This is a genomic window from Romboutsia sp. LXY-2, from assembly GCF_056171995.1.
Map to the genome: position 1 here is coordinate 346,935 of NZ_JBKFGI010000001.1, position 19,077 is coordinate 366,011.

The following is a 19,077-nucleotide window of genomic DNA, read 5'->3' on the forward strand; positions in this document are numbered from 1 at the left end:
ATCGATTATAAAAAAGCAAGGTGTATATTCACCTTGCTTTTTTATTACTATCTACTCTTATATATTAATGTAATTGTAATTCATACTTCTTATTTTTAAGGAGTTATTTTCCATTAAATAGTTTATCATCTAATCTACTTCCTTCGCTACTTACTACTGTTGCAGCTGCCTTATTTGCAATATAACAACTTTCTTCAAAGCTATATCCTTTCGAAAAACATGCAATTATGGCACCTATATGGCAATCCCCAGCACCCACTGTATTTTCAACTATTGCATCTTCTCCTTTTATATGGCTATATTCACCGTCTTCATAATATAGTACTCCGTCTTTTCCTAAAGTAATGAATACTGCATTATTAGTTTTTTTATAAATTTCTTTCGCTGCATTTAACACATCAGTCTCATTTGTGAATTTTAATGCCTCATCATCATTAAGATGTAATATTGGTTTTAATGAAAACATCTTATCCATAATATTTTTTTCTATGAAATTTATTCTAGGACCTGGTCCAAAGAATATATTTTTATTTTTTTGTTTCATTAGCCAATCTGTTATTACGATAGATGTTCGTCCTTCCATTTCGTACCCAGAAACATAAATATTCTCATAATTGCTACCATCTATCTGCTCTACCCATTCTTTCTTAAATTCATGCTCTATTCCTGGAACTGTAATAAAACTTCTTTCTCCATCCTTTTCAACTAAGCATAAACAATATCCATTGTCTTTACTTTCATCACTAATATGAATCTGGTAATTATTTTTTTCTAATTCTTCCCTAATTATACTAGCATATATACCCTTTCCAACCGGTGAAAATAAGCTATGGTCTGATCCAAAATTCTTTAATACAGTTGCAATATTATAAGCACATCCCCCCATTGATATTACATGCTTATTACAAACTAAATCATCACCAGTTTTAGGAAGATAGTCTACATTTATCATTACATCAACAAGTACATTTCCTAATACTAAAGTTTTCATTATATTTCCCCCTAAGTTTATCTATAAAACATTACCTTCTAAAATCTACTACTTTTACATTATCAATTTTTTCATCTTTTATAACTTTAGGTTTTAGCTTTCCCTTCTTTAGTCCTAAAAGTTCTTCTACATCTTCTGGATATAAACTTAATCCTCCTTTAGATAAGGCCTCTACTATTTTCTCATTCTTTATAAGATTATTTTCTTCCATAATTTCTAGTGCTTGTTTACTTAAAGCTGGATTAGCTCCCTTAATTTCCTCTAAAGGCTCCTTCTTATCCCATCCTTTTTTAGCCATTTCCTTTAATAAATAATCATATTTTCTATAACTTATAGCTCCAAGATCATATGCTCTCAAAATCATCATATCTATAGGAACAATATATTTTCTTTTAAGTGCAACATAATAATCTAAATCAGCTGGATATGCTAAATCACTTAAAAACTCTTCTTTTGGAAGTAAGAAAGCCCTAGAAAAACTATTTGCTTCTTCTTTTATACCATTAAACTTTTCTTTTGATATTTCTATATTTATTAATGGATCATGAAGTACTACATGTCCTAGTAAAACACCTAAATCATAATTTCTTTTTGGTACTGATTTTTTATCATTTCCCAATGCCATAAAGTATCTAGTGTTATTGTATAATGAATGCTTTTGTAAAAATGGTCCTACACTATTTTTAGAAGAATTTATTGTTGAAATAATAAATCCATTTCGCTCTAAAAGGTTAACCATATTAATAACTGGATCATTTGATAATTTATAATGTGCTCTTAATTTATTAGCTATATCATCTATATCAAGCTCATCTGCGCTTAAGTGTATTACATTTATCTTTGGAAATGTAATATATCTTTCAATAAAAGCAAATATCTTGTGAGTGATTAATATTTTTTCTATATAAGATTTCTCTTCTTTCCTATAATTTGATGAATGTACATTAAAAAATGAACCTTCGACTAATACATCCAAACTATCTTTTTGAAAAAAATAATCTTTTGGAAAGTTTAACTTATTACTTAAACTTAAGATATTTTCAGGTGAAGGTACTGCTTTAATTTCCTCAAATTCTGTAATTCTATCAATAAATATTTTTGTTTCCTTACTTAATTGCTCAATTGTTTTGTTTCTATATAATCTGGCACTTTTAAGTCTTTCTCCATTAAATTCTTTGCCTCTTATCATTTTTTCTCCTCTATATTTCATTTATTTAAATAATTATTTTTTATAGTTTAATTAATTTAATTCCACTACTTATTATAACTATAATTATATATCTTGTCTAAAGTAATTACACCATTATTTCTACATTAATTATAAGCTATAATAATTCCTTAATACGAAAAAAAATACCAGCAGTCATGCTGATATTTTTTATTTATTTTATGGGTGTATTGTAATTTTATTAAAATAATACTAACTGAATAACTGTAGAAACTGTAGTCATTACTATTCCTACAAAATCCTCGTATGGTATTAATTTAAATCTTTCAGTAATATCCATATTTACACTTTTAGCACTAGTATGGAACAATGACCCATGTGGAAGTTGTTCAAATACACTTGCTCCTGCATTTACTATACAAGCACCTGATAAATTAGATAATCCTGAACCCAGTATTGCATCTGAGAATGTTGATGATGCAATAGTTGCACCTGCCGTAGATGATGCGGTAGCCATTGACATTAATATTCCTGATATAGGAGCTAATAAAAACTGAGGCATACTTAACATTCCAAGTAATTGTATTGTACTTTGTTGAAGGTTAGACATTTGAATAATTCCTGCTAAAGTTCCTGTTCCAAGTAAAAGTATACATACACCTTGCATACTTATGATTCCATAAGTTAAATATTCATTAATATGCTTAGTACTTTTAGTAGCTATTAATGTAACAATACCTCCTATTGGTAGCGCTATAAGAGGATCTACAACTATAGAAGTTACATTTCCTAAGAATAATAAACCTATTGATACTAACGGACCAACTATAGAACTAAACAATGTAGGAAGCTTCTTATTATCACTTACCACCTCATCAATATTAACTTTATTTCCTTTATGAGTTAAATATTTTGCAATCATAACAGTTATTATCAAACCAAATATAGCTGGTATTACATTTGCAATCATAACTGTTGATAACTCAACATTAAAGTTATCGGCTACGGCTAAAGTATTTGGATTTGGTGATATTATATTCCCAGCTTTACCTCCGCCAGCTAGTGCTAATAATATTGCCATTTTAGAATATCCTAATTTTTGCCCTATTGCCAAACCAATAGGTGCCACTGTAATTATTGCTACATCAAGATTTACTCCAACTCCAGCTAGTGCCATTGTAGAAAGTGCTATTCCTAATATTGCTTTTTTATTTCCTAAAACTTTTATAATTTCTTCTGCAATTCTATCTACCGAACCTGTTTTTATTAAACATCCAGCTAATACCCCTGATGCTAATACTCTAATTATTGATGGCGATATGTCTTTAGCTCCCATAACCATATACTCAACTGTAGTAGGTAAATCTACACCACCTACTAATCCACCTATTAATGCACCAAACATTAGACTATATACTGGTTGAAACTTTTTTATTATAAGTATAATTGCAACAGATAATCCAAATAATGCTCCAAATGTCGTTACTATCATGACTCCCCCAATCCGTTAAATTATTTTTAACTAATTAAATATTATTTAATTTTATTATATTCATGAATAGGGGAAGTGTCAAATATTTATAACTTAATTAAATATAATTTAACACTTTTATGATATTATTATTAATTTATGCTATAATACCTTTATAAATAATTACTTAGGAGACTAATTATGAGTGAAATTAATATTGGTGAAAAAATATCATTTTATAGAAAAAAAAATGGGCTAAGCATTAGAGATTTAGCTAAACTGTCAAATGTTACTCCATCCCTATTAAGCCAAATAGAAAGAGGGCTTGCTAACCCTTCAGTAAATTCGTTAAAGTCTATTGCCTCAGCTCTAAACGTACCACTTTTTACCTTCTTTATCACAGAAGTTGAAAAAAAAGATCTTATAGTAAGAGCTAATAATAGAAAAAAAGTAATTCTGCCTGAAAGTAACAATGTTATATATGAAATGCTTTCACCAGGATTAACTGATAACTTAGAATTTGCTATAATGAATCTTCCTACAAAAACATCTTCTTGTGAAGAAGGTATTAGTCATAATGGATATGAAATAGCTTTTATATTAGAAGGTAAGGTTGATTTATTTTTAGATGGTGAAAAATTCACCTTAGATAAAGGTGATAGTATAAAAGTTCCTGTAGGTACTAATCACAAATGGCAGAATTCTTATGATTTTGAAGCAAAAGTTATTTTTGCAGTGGTTCTTTAAACATAAATACTATAATAAATTCCTGATACGAAAAAAGAGCTATAGATTAATTATCTATAGCTCTTCTTATTTATAATATTAAAAACTTACTTTGTAAAATGTCTTTCTAATAATCCTTGGAATGCTTTACCATGTCTAGCTTCATCTTTACACATTTCATGAACTGTATCATGTATAGCATCTAATCCTAATTGCTTAGCTTTTTTAGCTATTTTTAATTTTCCTTCAGTAGCTCCGTATTCAGCTTCTACTCTAGCTTGTAAGTTAGCTTTAGTATCTGCAACAACTACTTCTCCTAATAATTCAGCAAACTTAGCAGCGTGTTCTGCTTCTTCGAATGCTATTCTCTTATATGCTTCAGCAACTTCTGGGAATCCTTCTCTATCAGCTTGACGGCTCATAGCTAAGTACATTCCTACTTCTGTACATTCTCCAACGAAGTTAGCTCTTAATCCTTCTAATATTTCTTCGTCAACACCTTGAGCAACACCTATTCTGTGTTCGTCAGCCCAAACCATTTCTCCACTCATTTCTTCGAACTTTTCAGCTCCCACTTTACATACTGGACATAATTCTGGTGCAGTTTCTCCTTCATGTATATATCCACATACTGTACAAACAAATTTTTTCATGATTATTTTCCTCCACTGTGATTTTTATTTATATTTATATAATTTAATTTATCTTCTTTATTAAGATAATAAATATATACCCGGTATAAATAGCCTTAAACAAAATAATAATAATTTTTTTAATTTTTTATAAAGTAAGTATTTTTACTTATCACACTATATTGATTCTTTAGGATATAATGATTGCTTTGACTTATGCTTTAATTGCTCTCTATAAATATAAGCAAACATAAATATTGCCCCTAGGTAAATTACTATAGTTAGATAGTATGGTGAATTATAAGAAATAGACTCCATCATAAATCCACCTATTGCTATGCCAATAGCCCTACTTACATTGCTTGATAAAGACATTATACTACTTAAATTTGTTCTATCTTTTTCATCAACCATTTCCATAGATAAGTTTTGAATTAGTGGCATTGCCATATTCATAAGACCATTTCTCATAAAAAATGATAACGTTATGAGTCCTATTCCTTGAGGAAAAGCTATAGAAATTAAAAATGGTATTGATAAAAGTTGAGATAATATAACAGTGCGCGGCTTCCCTATTTTCCCTGCTATAAATGGAATTACAGCTCCACCTAATATACAACCAAATTGAGATATTGATAAAATTGTACCTACTATTCCATCAGATATATTCATTGAGTATTTTAAGTAGACACTAAAAAACGGTACAACCATACCTGCTCCTGCACCAATACAAAAGTTATATATCATAAAAACGATTACTTTCTTATTAGAAATATTTAAGTAGCCTTTAACACATTGTTTAAAACTTCTAGGCTTATGATTACTAGGCTCCTTCATAAAAAGAATTGGAAGTAATGCAATTAGAGATAATATAGATGACATTATGAATATATATTTTATTGCCTGTGTAGATGTAATATAACCACTCATATATGATGATAATAATCCTCCTAAGAAAGATGCACTCATCATCCCAATATTTGATGCAATAAAATTTATACTAAAAACAGAAACTCTTTCTTCTTCACTAGTATTCTCTGTTAAATACATACCTTCTGCTGTAGATTTAATGCTCATTCCACATCCATTTAATATTGCCATAAGTATTATTAGTATTGAATTATTAAATAGTACTATAGAGCTGCTCCCCACTGCAATTGCTATAAATCCTAATTTGAAACTTCTTTTTCTACCTATTTTTTCTATCAAATACGCACTTGGGATAGATGCAATTGCTATTGCAAATGTGTTTATTGATAATATATTCCCTACAAAATTTTCTTGATATCCAATTTCTTTGAGATATATTCCTACAAACATATTGAAAATTCCCATTGAAAAAGATGCTAAAATGTTAATAACTAAAAATAGATATATATTTTTATTAAACTTTCTTTTCGTACTAACTATACTCATATCCCCCACGCCCTTTATGATTATTAGCACAGTAAAAAACTTACTGAACATACAGCCCAGTAAGATTTTTATGTTAATACTATTACAATATTTATTATATCACAATACGTAGCATTTATTTCCAATTTGTTTACTATTACTTATATATTTTAAGATTCTTTTATAAGCCCTTTTCTATAAGCTAAAAGCAATAATTTCAAGTCATCTATTTGATTTTTTATATCTACTCCTATATCTGTATCTTTAACACGTTTTCTATTTATCTTATGCTCTACAACATCATTAGTTGATAATATATCACTTTCTTGAACTATAGCTTCTTCTGCACTAGTAAATGGCTGATGAGACACTAATTGTAAACTATAAGAATTATATATTAATGTATATCCAGCGGTTCCAGTTTTCTTTTGATAAGCCCTAGAAAAACCTCCATCAATTACTAATAACTTTCCTCCAGCCTTAATTGGACTCTCACCTTTTTTCTTTTCAACAGGTACATGTCCATTGATAATATGAGACTCCCTTGGATCTAATCCAAATTCTTCAAATACCCTATCACACATATCTTCACTATCTCTTAACTTAAAATATGGATTTTTATTTTCTTTATGAGTTTTAGTATCTTCTATAAAATATCTCTCAAAAGTTGTCATATCATCTTTTCCAAAAAGTGATGATACTGATCCAGTCCATAAATACCACATCATATCCATTCCATACAATTTTTCAGGGGTTTTAGACTTAAAGAAGTACCCCTCTCTAGCTACTGATTCCATTTTTTCTAATAGTTTTCTTCCGCTGTATTCCTTATTTTTAATTTTCATCTTCATAAATGAACCATCTTCATTTAAAGGTATGCATCCATGGAATAATAAATTAGAATTACATTTTAAATACATACTTCCTTTTGAAAATAAGAAAGTAACATGTTTTTGTAGTTTTTCGCTATTAATAAATGAAAATGCCAATTTATCTATTAATATTTGCTCTTCCTCTGTTAGCTTATTTGGATCTTTCGGATCTATAGTTGGGAAGTAATTATCTTTTAAACTATACTTTTGACCTTTTATAATTATTGTTTTATCATCATAATTAATTTTGTTTAACATAACTCTATGTTCCATATTAAACTCTGGATTTCTAGCAATTATTTCACTTTCGAGTTTAAATTGAATAATACTTATTGCTTTATGCATTTTAGCAACTAATGTTTTTTCAGTAATAGGAGAATCTTCATTAAAGTTTTTAGGAATAAAAGCTTCACATGGATCACCTTTGTATACATTTAAAGCAAATGTAGCTAATGGCAACAAGTTAATTCCGTAGATATCTTCTATTATATCTAAATTTGAATACCTAGCTGAAATTCTTAAAGCATTAGCAATACATGTTTTTTCTCCAGCTGCTGCTCCCATCCATAAAATATCATGATTTCCCCATTGTATATCAACAGAATGATAATCCATAAGGGTATCAATTATAATATCTGGTCTTGGACCTCTATCATAAATATCTCCTACTATATGCAGTTTATCTACTACTAGTTTTTGTATAACTTTTGAAATAGCAATAATAAACTCTTTTCCTCTATCAATTTCTATAATTGTATTAATAATACTTTCATAGTATTCTTGCTTATGTTGACTATTTATATCTTCATGTAATAATTCTTCAATAATGTATCTAAAATCCTCTGGAAGTAATTTTCTCACTTTAGATCTTGTGTATTTTAGTGATGCATATCTACATAGCTGTATTAATCTATACAAATTAATTCTATACCAATCGCTAATATTATCTTCTTCTTTTAAAATTATTTCTATTTTTTGTTCTGGATAATAAACCAATGTTGCCAAACTTCTTTTTTCACTTTCTCTCAGAGAGTTCCCAAATAACTCTTCTATTTTTCTTTTAATTACCCCTGACCCATTTCTTAGTACATGTACAAAAGGTTCATGTTCTCCATGAATATCAGTTAAGAAGTGCTCAGTACCCTTTGGTAAGTTTTGAATTGCTTCTAGATTAATAATTTCCGTACAAGTTTTTGATATATTTGGATATTGTTTAGAAAGAAGTTTAAGGTATTTAAGCTTATCTTCTAATTCTTCTTCACATATATTTAATATTTTATTACTCAATAGGATCGCCTCCATTTTTATCCAAGATCTTTATTATATATATATTATACTATATTTTTAAGATAATAAAAATATAAGTGCTACATTATTTTTAAAAGTGATACACTATTTATTTTACATAATAGATTATGAACTTATAAATCAAAGGTTAGAGGTATAAGCAAATAAATTTTTATAAAATAAATAAATTCATGAGAAAGCATATGCTTACCCATGAATTTATAATATATTTCTTAATTAAGTATTTTAATTCTATCAGCTTCACCTATCTTTACATTTCCGGTTACTACTTTTACTGATTGACCTTCTTTTAAGTTAGTAAAAATTATTGGACTAATATCTGATGGAGCATTACTTTTTATATACTCTAAATCCATATTTATAAGTTTTTCACCAGCATTTACTTTCTGCTTTTCTTTTACAAAAACTTCGAAGCCTTTACCTTTTAAGTTTACTGTATCTATTCCTAAATGTATCAATATTTCTAATCCACTTTCAGTTTTTAATCCTACAGCATGCTTAGTTTCAAATATCATCTCAATAACGCCATCAACAGGAGATACAATTATTCCATCATTAGACTTAATTGCGAATCCATCTCCCATCATTTTTTGTGAAAAAACTTCATCAGGAACACTTGACAATTCAAGCAGTTCACCATTTGTTGGAGAAACTATTTTTAGTGAATTTTTATCACCGTTGTCTTTTTTGAAAAAATCGAATAATCCCATGTTAACATCTCCTTAATTATCAGTAGAATATTTATTGTCTAATTATTATAAATGCCATGTATGCTGCATAAAGAAGTATTGCACATATACCTTCCCCTCTATTAATAGTTCTTTTTGTAGTTGCTAGTATATAAATTATTAATGTCACAAAAATCATAGCTAACATATCAATAAATACAATTGGATGAACTTGAATTTGATGTATTGTAGAAGAAATACCAAGTACAAAGAATATATTAAATATATTAGAGCCAACTACATTTCCAATTGCAATATCACTTTCTCCTTTTCTAGCAGCCACAACACTTGTAACAAACTCTGGTAAAGACGTACCTATTGACACTATCGTAAGTCCTACTAGGTTCTGACTCATCCCCCATGAAACTGCTATGTTTGTTGCTGAATCTACAACAATTTGGGAACCAATTATTATACCAACTACTCCTAATATGCTTAATAATATACTTTTACCCATAGATGTTTTTTCTTCAGCTTCATCTAAATCCATTTCCTCCTTAGATGTAATTGCCATTTCTATTAAATAGTACATGAATATAGAAAATAAGGCTAAAAGCATAAGTCCATCAGCCCTAGTCAGTGAGTTAGTACTATAACCTTGAAACTTTGTATCATGGGCTAATATTAAAAGCACTACCGTACCTAATAATGCAAATGGAAATTCTTTTAAAATAGTGCTTTTTTGTACCTTTATAGGTTTAATCATTGCCGCAACACCTACAACACCCAACAGATTAAATATGTTAGAACCTACTACGTTTGCAATAGCCATGTCATTATTTCCTTTTATGGCCGCCGTTATACTTACAGCTGCCTCAGGTGCACTAGTACCAAATGCAACAATAGTAAGCCCTATTATTAATGTAGGAATTTTCAAAGCTTTAGCTATTGCTGAAGATCCTGAAACAAATATATCTGCACCTTTGATTAGAAGTATAAAACCAACTAACAATAAAATATAACTCATAATCTTTCTCCTTCTATTTTTTAATTATTAAATAGCGTTATATTTTAGTTTTTCTAAAAAATATTAACTTATTCAAATATTAAATTATTCAAAAACAACACTAACTAATACCTTAATATTAGTATATTTTTTATATATTTTTAAATACTAATATTAAATGATTTATTAATGAAAGGAGAAAAATAATGAAAAAGAATTTAATCATACTATTAGTTTTTGTGTCTTTACTTGCAACTGCTTGTTCAATGAACACTAAAAACACAAAAGCTAATGAATACATCCATAAAGCTAGCGTTAACACAGAAAAAATGATGAACGCAGCATTTAGAGATGTAGAAAAATCTTTCGGTATGCCTCATTCCTCTGTTTATTATATTAATACCGATAATCTTAAAGGAAAAGATTTTAACACAATTACTATGGAAGATATACGTAATAGCGTAAATGTTCAATCTGCTTATGAAGTTGACAAAAACAAGGATTCATACCTTCACGTTTATTATGAAAATGGAAAAGTAAAAAATGCACTAACTGGAAATTATGATATGTATAATTCTGAAGAATTTACTAAAAATGTAGCAACTTCAAATGCTGACTACAAAATAGAGTTTTTCCAAAATAAAGGTTTAATTTGTGAGAAAGACTTTACTATCGAAAATTCAAAAAAAGATTTTGTAGGTGCCAATATAGCTAATTTTAATAAAGCTTATGAAGTTAATTCTGCCAACTTTGTTGCAAGTTCAGTTAATAACAATGATAAATTATATTTCTATCCATTAGTTCCACATGATATTCATCCAAATAAACAACATCCTCATTATTCTTCAAATAATGTAACTAAGGATAGTATAGTAAACCCTGTAAACAATAATATAAGTAATGTAAGTCAAACTGACAATAAAAAACTAGGTGACTATGCTAAAACAGCTGTATTAGTTCATACTAAAGATGGCGTTATTAAGGATATAGAAATAGTTAATAATGACTTTGTAAAAGGTTTATTAGGAAAAGTTATAGCTAAATAATACATTAAAAAAAGGATATCTTTTAAAAGATATCCTTTTTATTATATTTAAATATAAATTATTTTATTGTTTAAATTACATTGGATAAACTAATCCAGCTCCTGGTCCTAATGGTAAACCTAACATCATCCATATTCCTAATAATATTATCCATCCTATTAAGAATATTATAGAGTAAGGTATCATTGTAGATATTAATGTACCTATACCAGCTTTTTTATCATGCTTTTGAGCAAATATAACTATCATTGCAAAGTAACTCATAAGAGGTGATATTATATTTGTTGTAGAGTCACCTATTCTGTATGCAACCTGAGTTAACTCTGGAGATATACCAAGTTTCATGAACATTGGTAAGAATACTGGTGCCATTATAGCCCATTTAGCAGATGCAGATCCCATAAATAAGTTTATGAACCCTGCGAATAATACGAATGTTACTATAAGAACTAATGAACTTAATCCTAAAGATTGTAAGAAATTAGCTCCATTTACTGCTAATATTGTACCTAAGTTAGTGAATGAGAAGTAGTTAACGAATTGAGCCATTATGAAAGCAAGTGCTATATATCCACCCATTGAACTCATAGCTTTACCCATTTCATTACATACATCTTTTGTATCTTTAAATTGTCCTGATAATCTTCCGTATACCGTCGCTGCTACAAAGAATATTATTGCCATTATTGGAACGAATCCATTCATTAATGGAGAGTGATCTATTATACTTCCTGTTTCAGCATTTCTTAATAATCCATTTTCTGGAACTACTAAAGCTACTACTAAAACTATTAATCCTAATACCACTAAGTTAGTTATCTTTAAAGCTTTTGCTTCTTTTTCAGTTAAGTTCTTTAAGTTTTCATCTTCTTTAGTTAAGCTTCTGCTTCCTTTAAACTCACCAAGTCTTGGTTCAACTATCTTATCAGTTATGAACCAACCTAATAAAGTTATTAATACCGTAGATACCATCATGAAGTACATATTTGATGTTGCAGTTACAACATAGTTTGGATCTATCATCTTTGCTGCTTCTGTAGATATACCAGCAAGCATTGGATCTATTGTACCAACTATTAAGTTTGCACTGAATCCACCAGAAACCCCAGCGAATGCTGCAGCTAAACCTGCAAGTGGATGTCTACCAAATGACATAAATATTAATGCTCCTATTGGAACTAAAACAACATATCCTGCATCAGATGCTATATTTGACATAACCCCTAAGAACACTACCATTGGTGTTACTAATTGAGCGGGAGTCATAGCAACTGTTTTCTTAAGTGCAGCAGATATATATCCACTACCTTCTGCAGTACCTATACCTAACATACCAACTAAAACCATTCCTAATGGTGCAAAGTTGACAAAGTTCGATACAGCATTTTCTAACATGTATACTAAACCTTCTCTAGAGAATAAACTTATTGCTGTTATCGTTTGTAATTCAACTACTCCTGTAGTTCTATTGTATAATTCCCCTGTTGCAGATAATCCTGTTGCTGCTGCTATAGCAGATATTACCATGATTGCTAAACAAAATATTGAGAATAATGCGATTGGATGAGGTAGCTTATTACCAACTATCTCGATACCATCTAGACACTTTTGGAACAAGTTCTTCTTTTTTACTTCATTTGTATCTTTACCTTTACTACTCATTTGTATCCCTCCCTAAAATTTTATACATAATACCTAAAATTTATATATAACTTTTTTAATATACTTTTATTATAACAACATTCTGACAATTGTCAACATTAATGTATAAAATTTTCAATAAATTTAAACATTTGACTATTTAATATTTTTTTATTCTATATTTTTAACTTTGTTTTATATCTTAATATTATAGGAATCAAACCCAAATACAATAATAAAAAGCGCTAAAACGTGTATATTTCTGTTTTTACACATCTTAGCACTTTTAAACTTGCTATTATATCATTTTTGAGGTTTGTTTTAAAAAAGCAATTTATTGCATATGAAAAAAACAAAGTTTCATTTTTACTACATTATTTTTTCATTTATTAAGCGTTTCGATATATTGACCTTTCTTTATTAAATACTTTTTTGAGAAATACTTTATTTTAAAAGCCTCCTCTTTGTTGTCTATTTCATATATCTTACTGTTAATATATCTACTTTTCATTTCTCTATTAACTAAATACCTGACTTTATTTAGACTAGTACTTTCATCAATAGAAGTAACTTTAAAAATATCTCTTAAAGCTTTATCTAGCACTACTTCTCTGTTATAAACTAAGTGTGAGTAAATATACTTATACATATTATGTTTATTTAAAGATATTATTTTACATCCATGTAAATCTTTTTCTAATCTTTTTAGTGTGTTGTAGTTTGTACCAGTATTAAAAATTATAAAACATCCATAATCATATTTGCTTCTAAGCAATCTTCCCATAGCTTGTTTTACTTTTATTGCCATTTGAGGATAATTTATTTGATGATATGGTGTATTGTATTTTTTCATAATAGTATAATACAATGGGTCACTTGGATTTAGATTAGGAATTTTATCTAATGTAACACATGTAAGTCCATCCCCAGGAACATCTACTCCCTCAAAGCAACCTTTTGAACCTAATACAACACATTTTTTGTTTATATCTTTTAAGTACTTAATTCCCTTTTTATTTTTGTATACTTCAGTATCTTTTTCATGAAGATATTCTTTTACAATATCATAAGTCTTATTCAATCTATCTGTACTATTAAATAAAGCTAAGGTATGTCCATTTGTTAGCTGTGATGTCTTTGATATTATTTCACTCATTTCCAAAGGAAAGTTTTTATTCTTATAATCACATATATCATCTATTCTTATTACAGATACTCTTTTTTTATAGTTATATAATGGTTCAATAACTTTTTCAATATTATCTACTCTATTTATTCCTAATGTGTTCTTAAAATAGGACATCTTGTTTCCTATTGTAAGGGTTGCTGATAAAAATATCCCACTATTTAATTGGCTTAATATATTTTCTTCAAATAAATCCGCTAGCTTAAGTGGAGTTACTTTAAGTTCAAAATGATTAAAATTTTTATCTATCTCAACTATTCTTGCAATATGATCATCTTCACTATATTCTAAAAATATTTGTAGTGTATTTTTGCTATCTTCTAAATCCTTAAACCTAGATTTCCCAAATTTATAAATATCAGCTTCTTTATCAACACTATCATCATCCATACATCTATCTATTAAAAATACAATTGAAGATAAATTTCTTATTATCAACTCTACACTAGCTCTTATTTTCTCGCTATATAGTTTGTAAGTAAGATTTTTCCCTGCAACTTCGTCTTGTTGCAAATTCAATTCCCATCTTAAGTTAAAATCACTTGCATCACTGTATTCGCTAAAATTACCATAGTCTAAGATATTATTCATTTCCTCAACTATTAAGTTAATATTTCTACTAATTTTATCTTTTGAATCTCTCTCAAGCCTTATATGGTTGAAAAATTTATCAAACATTTTTATTTTCCTTGTCTTTTTACTAAATATAAAAGGGCTGCTGTGCATGTTTTCATAGGGATATATTTCTTGAAGTAAATATCTGAAGCTCCTCGATTCTATCCCACAAGAGAAAAAATCATATCCCTTTTCAGTTAAATTATGAGCCTCATCAACTATTATATTTTCTATAGGCTTTTCATCTTTATATGGCCACTTTGCAAGTAATGAATGATTTACAACAGTTATGTCTTCCTCTTTAAGCTCTTCTACTCTATTTTTGTATAAACATTCTCTGTAGCATTTTTTAGGTCTACAAATATTAGGGTCACAACTTACTTGCCTTAAATGGTATATTATTTCTTCATAATTATTTAATACCCAATGGTTTATTTCCTCTATATCTCCATACTTTCCATCTTCCGTTAATCTTTCAATATAAAACAAAGATATTATATCTTTTACAGTTGTTTTTTCAGGATTATAATCAGCCTTATATCCTTCTAATTTATCAACACATATATAATTATTTTTACCTTTAATGTAACCATAACTTACCTTCCCATTCAATCCCAATGAGTTTAACACATTAGGTATATCTTTATTTATCAATTGTATTTGAAGCTCTTTAGTATCTGTAGATATTATTATTCTTTTACTACTTAGCCTAGCTTCAAGAATTGCAGGTAATAAATAACCAACACTTTTACCTATACCAGTAGGTGCTTCTATGCATGCAATTTTTGCTGAGCCACCATTACCTTTAAATGTTTCTCTAATAGTTTTTGTTAGTTCGAATTGGCCTGGCCTATATTCGTACATAAAACCTTCTTTACTCAGCCATATTTCTCCATCTTTTAATAACTCTTCATAACTTTTAGAGTTTTCATATACTTTTTTAAAAACATATTTTTCTTTTTCTAAGTTTCTTATATTCTTTTTCTTATCTTCTTCATATAAAATTTCTTGCTTGATATCAGTATCATAGTTTGCATTTTCTAAATAATAGCTCCAACCCCATCTAGGTAGATTATGTTTTCTTAACAATGAATCTATTCTAAAGCTTAAAGGTTCTAATGTATTACTTTCTCTTTTTATGTGTCTTAAAAGTAATGCATTAACCACATTTAAAGTATCTATTGCATCAGATAATGCTCTATGTTTTTCACCATCAGAATTTTTGATTAGTGTATTCTTTAAATAGTCCAAGTTATATTCTTTATGATATGGCTCTAGAATTAATGCCAACTCCATAGAATCAATTATCTTATTTTTAATGCTGGAAAAATTATGACTTAAAAAGCTTTTTTTAACATCTGTATTATGGCATACTATAGTCTCATTTCCTAAAAATTCTATCAGAGCTTCTTTTACTTTATAAAAATCTGGAGCATTATTAAAATCATCATTTTTCATACCACTACATGATGATAATATTTCTATAGGAATTTCCTTTTTATTCTTTATCAAAGTATTAAATATTTCTATTTTAGAATCTTTAAATTTTATTGCTCCTATCTCTAAAATTTCTGACTTTAATGGATCTACTCCACTTGTTTCTATATCTAAAAACACAATATTATCTAGAATGCTTGATATATTGTCATTACTCTTAACTATGGTTTTTAAATTATTGTTCATTTTTTTATTCCTTTCAAACAGCTTTACAATAACCATAAAACAATCTAAATATTATTATATGATAAGTTTGTCCAAAAAGTAAAAGTCTAGTGAATAATTTTAACTATAAATATGAAAAATAAAACTAGTCTAATATAGTTATTATTATCTTATTAAGAGGTGAGGATGTGCAAAAAGACAATTTTAGAAATTATTTCGTAATAGGAGCTTTTTTATTAATTTTTGCTTTTATTGTTGGTACAAATTTAGATGTTTTGCCTAAATCCAAAACACAAATTTTAAATCCAGAACTTAGTACCGTAGAGTATAACTGGTATTTTAACCCTCGTAATGATGGAAAACAACCATCACCAATTCAGGAAGCAAGCTTTTTTAAGAGATACAGTTCTTATTATGTTGGTGACCCAAATGAAAAGGTGATTTACTTATCTTTTGATGCAGGTTACGAAAGTGGAAACACCGAAAAAATATTAGACACATTAAAGAAACATAATGCTCCAGCGCATTTCTTTGTAGTCGAAAGCTATATAAGAAATAATCCTGATCTTATAAAAAGAATGGAGGCTGAGGGTCATTTAGTATGTAACCATTCTAAAAATCATCTTTCTATGGCTACAGTAACAGACCCTGAAAAGTTCAAGAATGAAATCTTAAGTGTTGAACAAGCTTACAAAGAAGTAATAGGTAAAGATATGCCAAAATATTTCAGACCACCAATGGGTAAATTTAGCGAGCAATCTTTAAAAAGTACTCAAGATTTAGGATATTCATCAATATTTTGGAGCTTTGCATATGTAGATTGGTTAAATGACAAACAGCCAACGCATGAGTACGCAAAAGATAAAATATATACAAGAACTCATCCTGGCGCTATAGTACTTCTTCATCCAAACTCAACTACTAATACAGAAATACTAGATGAAGTATTAACACATTGGGAAAGTGAAGGATATACATTAAAAACTTTAGACTATTTAACTAAAAAATAATCTAATAATTAAAAGCTATACCATAAGTTTGGTATAGCTTTTAATTTATGCATCTATTAATATAGACTTACCATTATAATCTGCCACCCAATAAGGTTTATATATACTTTTTATATCAGTAATTTTTATGTCGTGAATACTTAATTTATCTACATTTAAATTCCTATAACTATCCGTAAGAAAGTTTACAATTTGGTTTTTAACTTCAAATATTAAATCATCTTCTTTAACTTTTGATCTTTTTATACAACTTTTTGATACATATCTTTTTGAAGTTATGGGTGCAATCTCAATAGACTGTGTATACCCATTATATGTATTTACAAGCATAGTAATTTTTCTTTTTTTCTTATTATATCTAAAAAATTTATTTTTCTTTTCCTTGCTAATAATCTCATAACTAAGTATTTTAAATTCTACATATTCTATATGTACATTTTGAGCAACTTTATTAAATTGAGCTACCCTACTCATTAAAGGAGTTTTACTTAATATATATTTCATTGCATCTTTTTTCTTTGTTTTTACCTCTATTACTTCTACAAGCATCCTAATCCCCCTGACACTTTCTATCTATATTTATAAATTATATTAATCTAATGGTACAAATAATGTATGTACAATAAAAAAATACACATCATATATCCTATAAATTAATTTTTACGCTTTTATTTAGGAGGTTATAATATGCCAGGTTCAATAACTCACTGTTTATTTGCTAAAGATTGTTTATCAAAGATAAATAGTGCTGATATGCAAAATACAATAAATAATAATTTTGAAATATATTTATTAGGCTGTCAGGGGCCTAACTTTTTTTCTTATTCTAACTATTTACCATTTTTAAGCAATCAAAACTTATCAGAAATAGGAGACAAAATACATACACAGTATATAAATGAGTTTTTTAAAAGCATGATTTTATATTGTAATAATACTAGTACTATTAGATATATTTTTAGTGATTCTAATTTTAGAGATATTACACTATCTTATTTGTATGGATTTATATCACATTATGCTTTAGATAAACATGCTCATCCATTAATTTATAGTTTACAGTTTAGCTTATGCAACCAATATAAAAGAAAAAGCTCTAAAGCTCTACATAAAAGTATAGAAACTCATATTGATAAACTACTATTGAAAGAATTTAAAAATATTAGCCCTATACAGTTTAATGAGTATAAAAAAACTACTCTAAATAAGAAAGAATTAATAATAATATGTGATATGTATTCATTCTTAATAAAAAAAATCTACGGTAAGTCTTTATCATATAACAATATTAGTAAATGCTTAAATATGTTTCAGAATGCTGAAAAAATGCTTAATAAGGATACCCTACATTCTAAAACATATCTAAAGTTTAAGAGTATTCTTTCTAAATCAAGTGATATTGATAGTAAAATATATCTAAATCATAATCTTTGTATTAATGATTTATTAAATATTAATAATTCTATTTGGATTGATCCTTTTACGAACAAGAAAAGTTCTGAGTCATTTAGTGATATTTATAATAGTAGTTTGGAATTTTATATTAGCTTTATGGATAATCTATATCTATATCTTAATAATGAAAAAACAATATCTGAATTAACTAATATGATTGATGATAACTCTTACTTAACTAATCAAAGCTGGAAAATAAATTACAATAATATATAACTAAGGACT

15 protein-coding genes are annotated in these 19,077 nt (G+C 27.8%); 4 read left to right on the forward strand and 11 right to left on the reverse strand.

Going from position 1 to position 19,077, the window contains the following annotated elements; translation table 11 throughout:
- Positions 1-103 precede the first annotated feature (103 nt).
- The 3 genes from ACI48P_RS01600 to ACI48P_RS01610 all read right to left on the reverse strand — a co-directional run bounded on the left by ACI48P_RS01600 (position 104) and on the right by ACI48P_RS01610 (position 3,651).
- The gene (locus ACI48P_RS01600; protein WP_475212775.1) at positions 104-991 is read right to left on the reverse strand and encodes a PfkB family carbohydrate kinase; all 888 of its coding nucleotides are present in this window, start codon (positions 989-991) and stop codon (positions 104-106) included.
- 31 nt (positions 992-1,022) lie between these two features.
- A complete protein-coding gene (locus tag ACI48P_RS01605; RefSeq protein WP_475212777.1) occupies positions 1,023-2,180 on the reverse strand; it encodes an XRE family transcriptional regulator in 1,158 nt (385 codons plus the stop codon).
- Positions 2,181-2,400: 220 nt separating this feature from the next.
- Positions 2,401-3,651 carry a GntP family permease gene (locus ACI48P_RS01610; RefSeq protein WP_475212780.1) on the reverse strand — a complete coding sequence of 417 codons (1,251 nt, stop codon included), beginning with the start codon at positions 3,649-3,651 and terminating at the stop codon, positions 2,401-2,403.
- 180 nt (positions 3,652-3,831) lie between these two features.
- Here ACI48P_RS01610 and ACI48P_RS01615 point away from each other — a divergent pair, with 180 nt between their 5' ends.
- Entirely contained in the window at positions 3,832-4,377 is a 546-nt protein-coding gene (locus ACI48P_RS01615) for a helix-turn-helix domain-containing protein (protein ID WP_475212782.1), read from the forward strand.
- Between the two features lie 86 nt (positions 4,378-4,463).
- On the opposite strand, the gene ACI48P_RS01620 is transcribed toward ACI48P_RS01615, so the two are convergent.
- From ACI48P_RS01620 to ACI48P_RS01640, 5 genes are all read right to left on the reverse strand, one after another.
- Complete coding sequence (locus ACI48P_RS01620) at positions 4,464-5,009, reverse strand: NADH peroxidase (RefSeq protein ID WP_475212784.1); 546 nt, start codon at positions 5,007-5,009, stop codon at positions 4,464-4,466.
- Positions 5,010-5,165: 156 nt separating this feature from the next.
- Entirely contained in the window at positions 5,166-6,404 is a 1,239-nt protein-coding gene (locus ACI48P_RS01625; RefSeq protein ID WP_475212786.1) for an MFS transporter, read from the reverse strand.
- 149 nt (positions 6,405-6,553) lie between these two features.
- Positions 6,554-8,557 carry a fructose-1,6-bisphosphatase gene (locus ACI48P_RS01630; protein WP_475212787.1) on the reverse strand — a complete coding sequence of 668 codons (2,004 nt, stop codon included), beginning with the start codon at positions 8,555-8,557 and terminating at the stop codon, positions 6,554-6,556.
- 218 nt (positions 8,558-8,775) lie between these two features.
- Positions 8,776-9,273, reverse strand: a complete 498-nt coding sequence (locus tag ACI48P_RS01635; RefSeq protein WP_475212789.1) for a PTS sugar transporter subunit IIA — start codon at positions 9,271-9,273, stop codon at positions 8,776-8,778.
- Positions 9,274-9,304: 31 nt separating this feature from the next.
- Positions 9,305-10,258 carry a calcium/sodium antiporter gene (locus ACI48P_RS01640; RefSeq protein ID WP_475212791.1) on the reverse strand — a complete coding sequence of 318 codons (954 nt, stop codon included), beginning with the start codon at positions 10,256-10,258 and terminating at the stop codon, positions 9,305-9,307.
- 185 nt (positions 10,259-10,443) lie between these two features.
- On the opposite strand from ACI48P_RS01640, the gene ACI48P_RS01645 reads away from it, so the two are divergent.
- Positions 10,444-11,283: a hypothetical protein gene (locus tag ACI48P_RS01645; protein WP_475212793.1), complete on the forward strand. Its 840-nt coding sequence runs from the start codon at positions 10,444-10,446 to the stop codon at positions 11,281-11,283.
- A 75-nt stretch (positions 11,284-11,358) separates the two neighbouring features.
- Here ACI48P_RS01645 and ACI48P_RS01650 read toward each other — a convergent pair whose 3' ends face one another.
- Positions 11,359-12,945, reverse strand: coding sequence for an AbgT family transporter (locus tag ACI48P_RS01650; RefSeq protein WP_475212795.1), 1,587 nt, complete (start codon positions 12,943-12,945; stop codon positions 11,359-11,361).
- Between the two features lie 361 nt (positions 12,946-13,306).
- Positions 13,307-16,408 carry a helicase C-terminal domain-containing protein gene (locus tag ACI48P_RS01655; protein ID WP_475212796.1) on the reverse strand — a complete coding sequence of 1,034 codons (3,102 nt, stop codon included), beginning with the start codon at positions 16,406-16,408 and terminating at the stop codon, positions 13,307-13,309.
- Between the two features lie 167 nt (positions 16,409-16,575).
- On the opposite strand from ACI48P_RS01655, the gene pdaA reads away from it, so the two are divergent.
- Positions 16,576-17,397 carry a delta-lactam-biosynthetic de-N-acetylase gene (gene pdaA / locus ACI48P_RS01660; protein ID WP_475212798.1) on the forward strand — a complete coding sequence of 274 codons (822 nt, stop codon included), beginning with the start codon at positions 16,576-16,578 and terminating at the stop codon, positions 17,395-17,397.
- A 45-nt stretch (positions 17,398-17,442) separates the two neighbouring features.
- Here the strand turns inward: pdaA and ACI48P_RS01665 are convergent, their stop codons facing one another.
- Positions 17,443-17,946, reverse strand: a complete 504-nt coding sequence (locus tag ACI48P_RS01665) for a hypothetical protein (protein WP_475212800.1) — start codon at positions 17,944-17,946, stop codon at positions 17,443-17,445.
- 138 nt (positions 17,947-18,084) lie between these two features.
- Here ACI48P_RS01665 and ACI48P_RS01670 point away from each other — a divergent pair, with 138 nt between their 5' ends.
- Complete coding sequence (locus ACI48P_RS01670) at positions 18,085-19,068, forward strand: zinc dependent phospholipase C family protein (protein ID WP_475212802.1); 984 nt, start codon at positions 18,085-18,087, stop codon at positions 19,066-19,068.
- Positions 19,069-19,077: the final 9 nt, after the last annotated feature.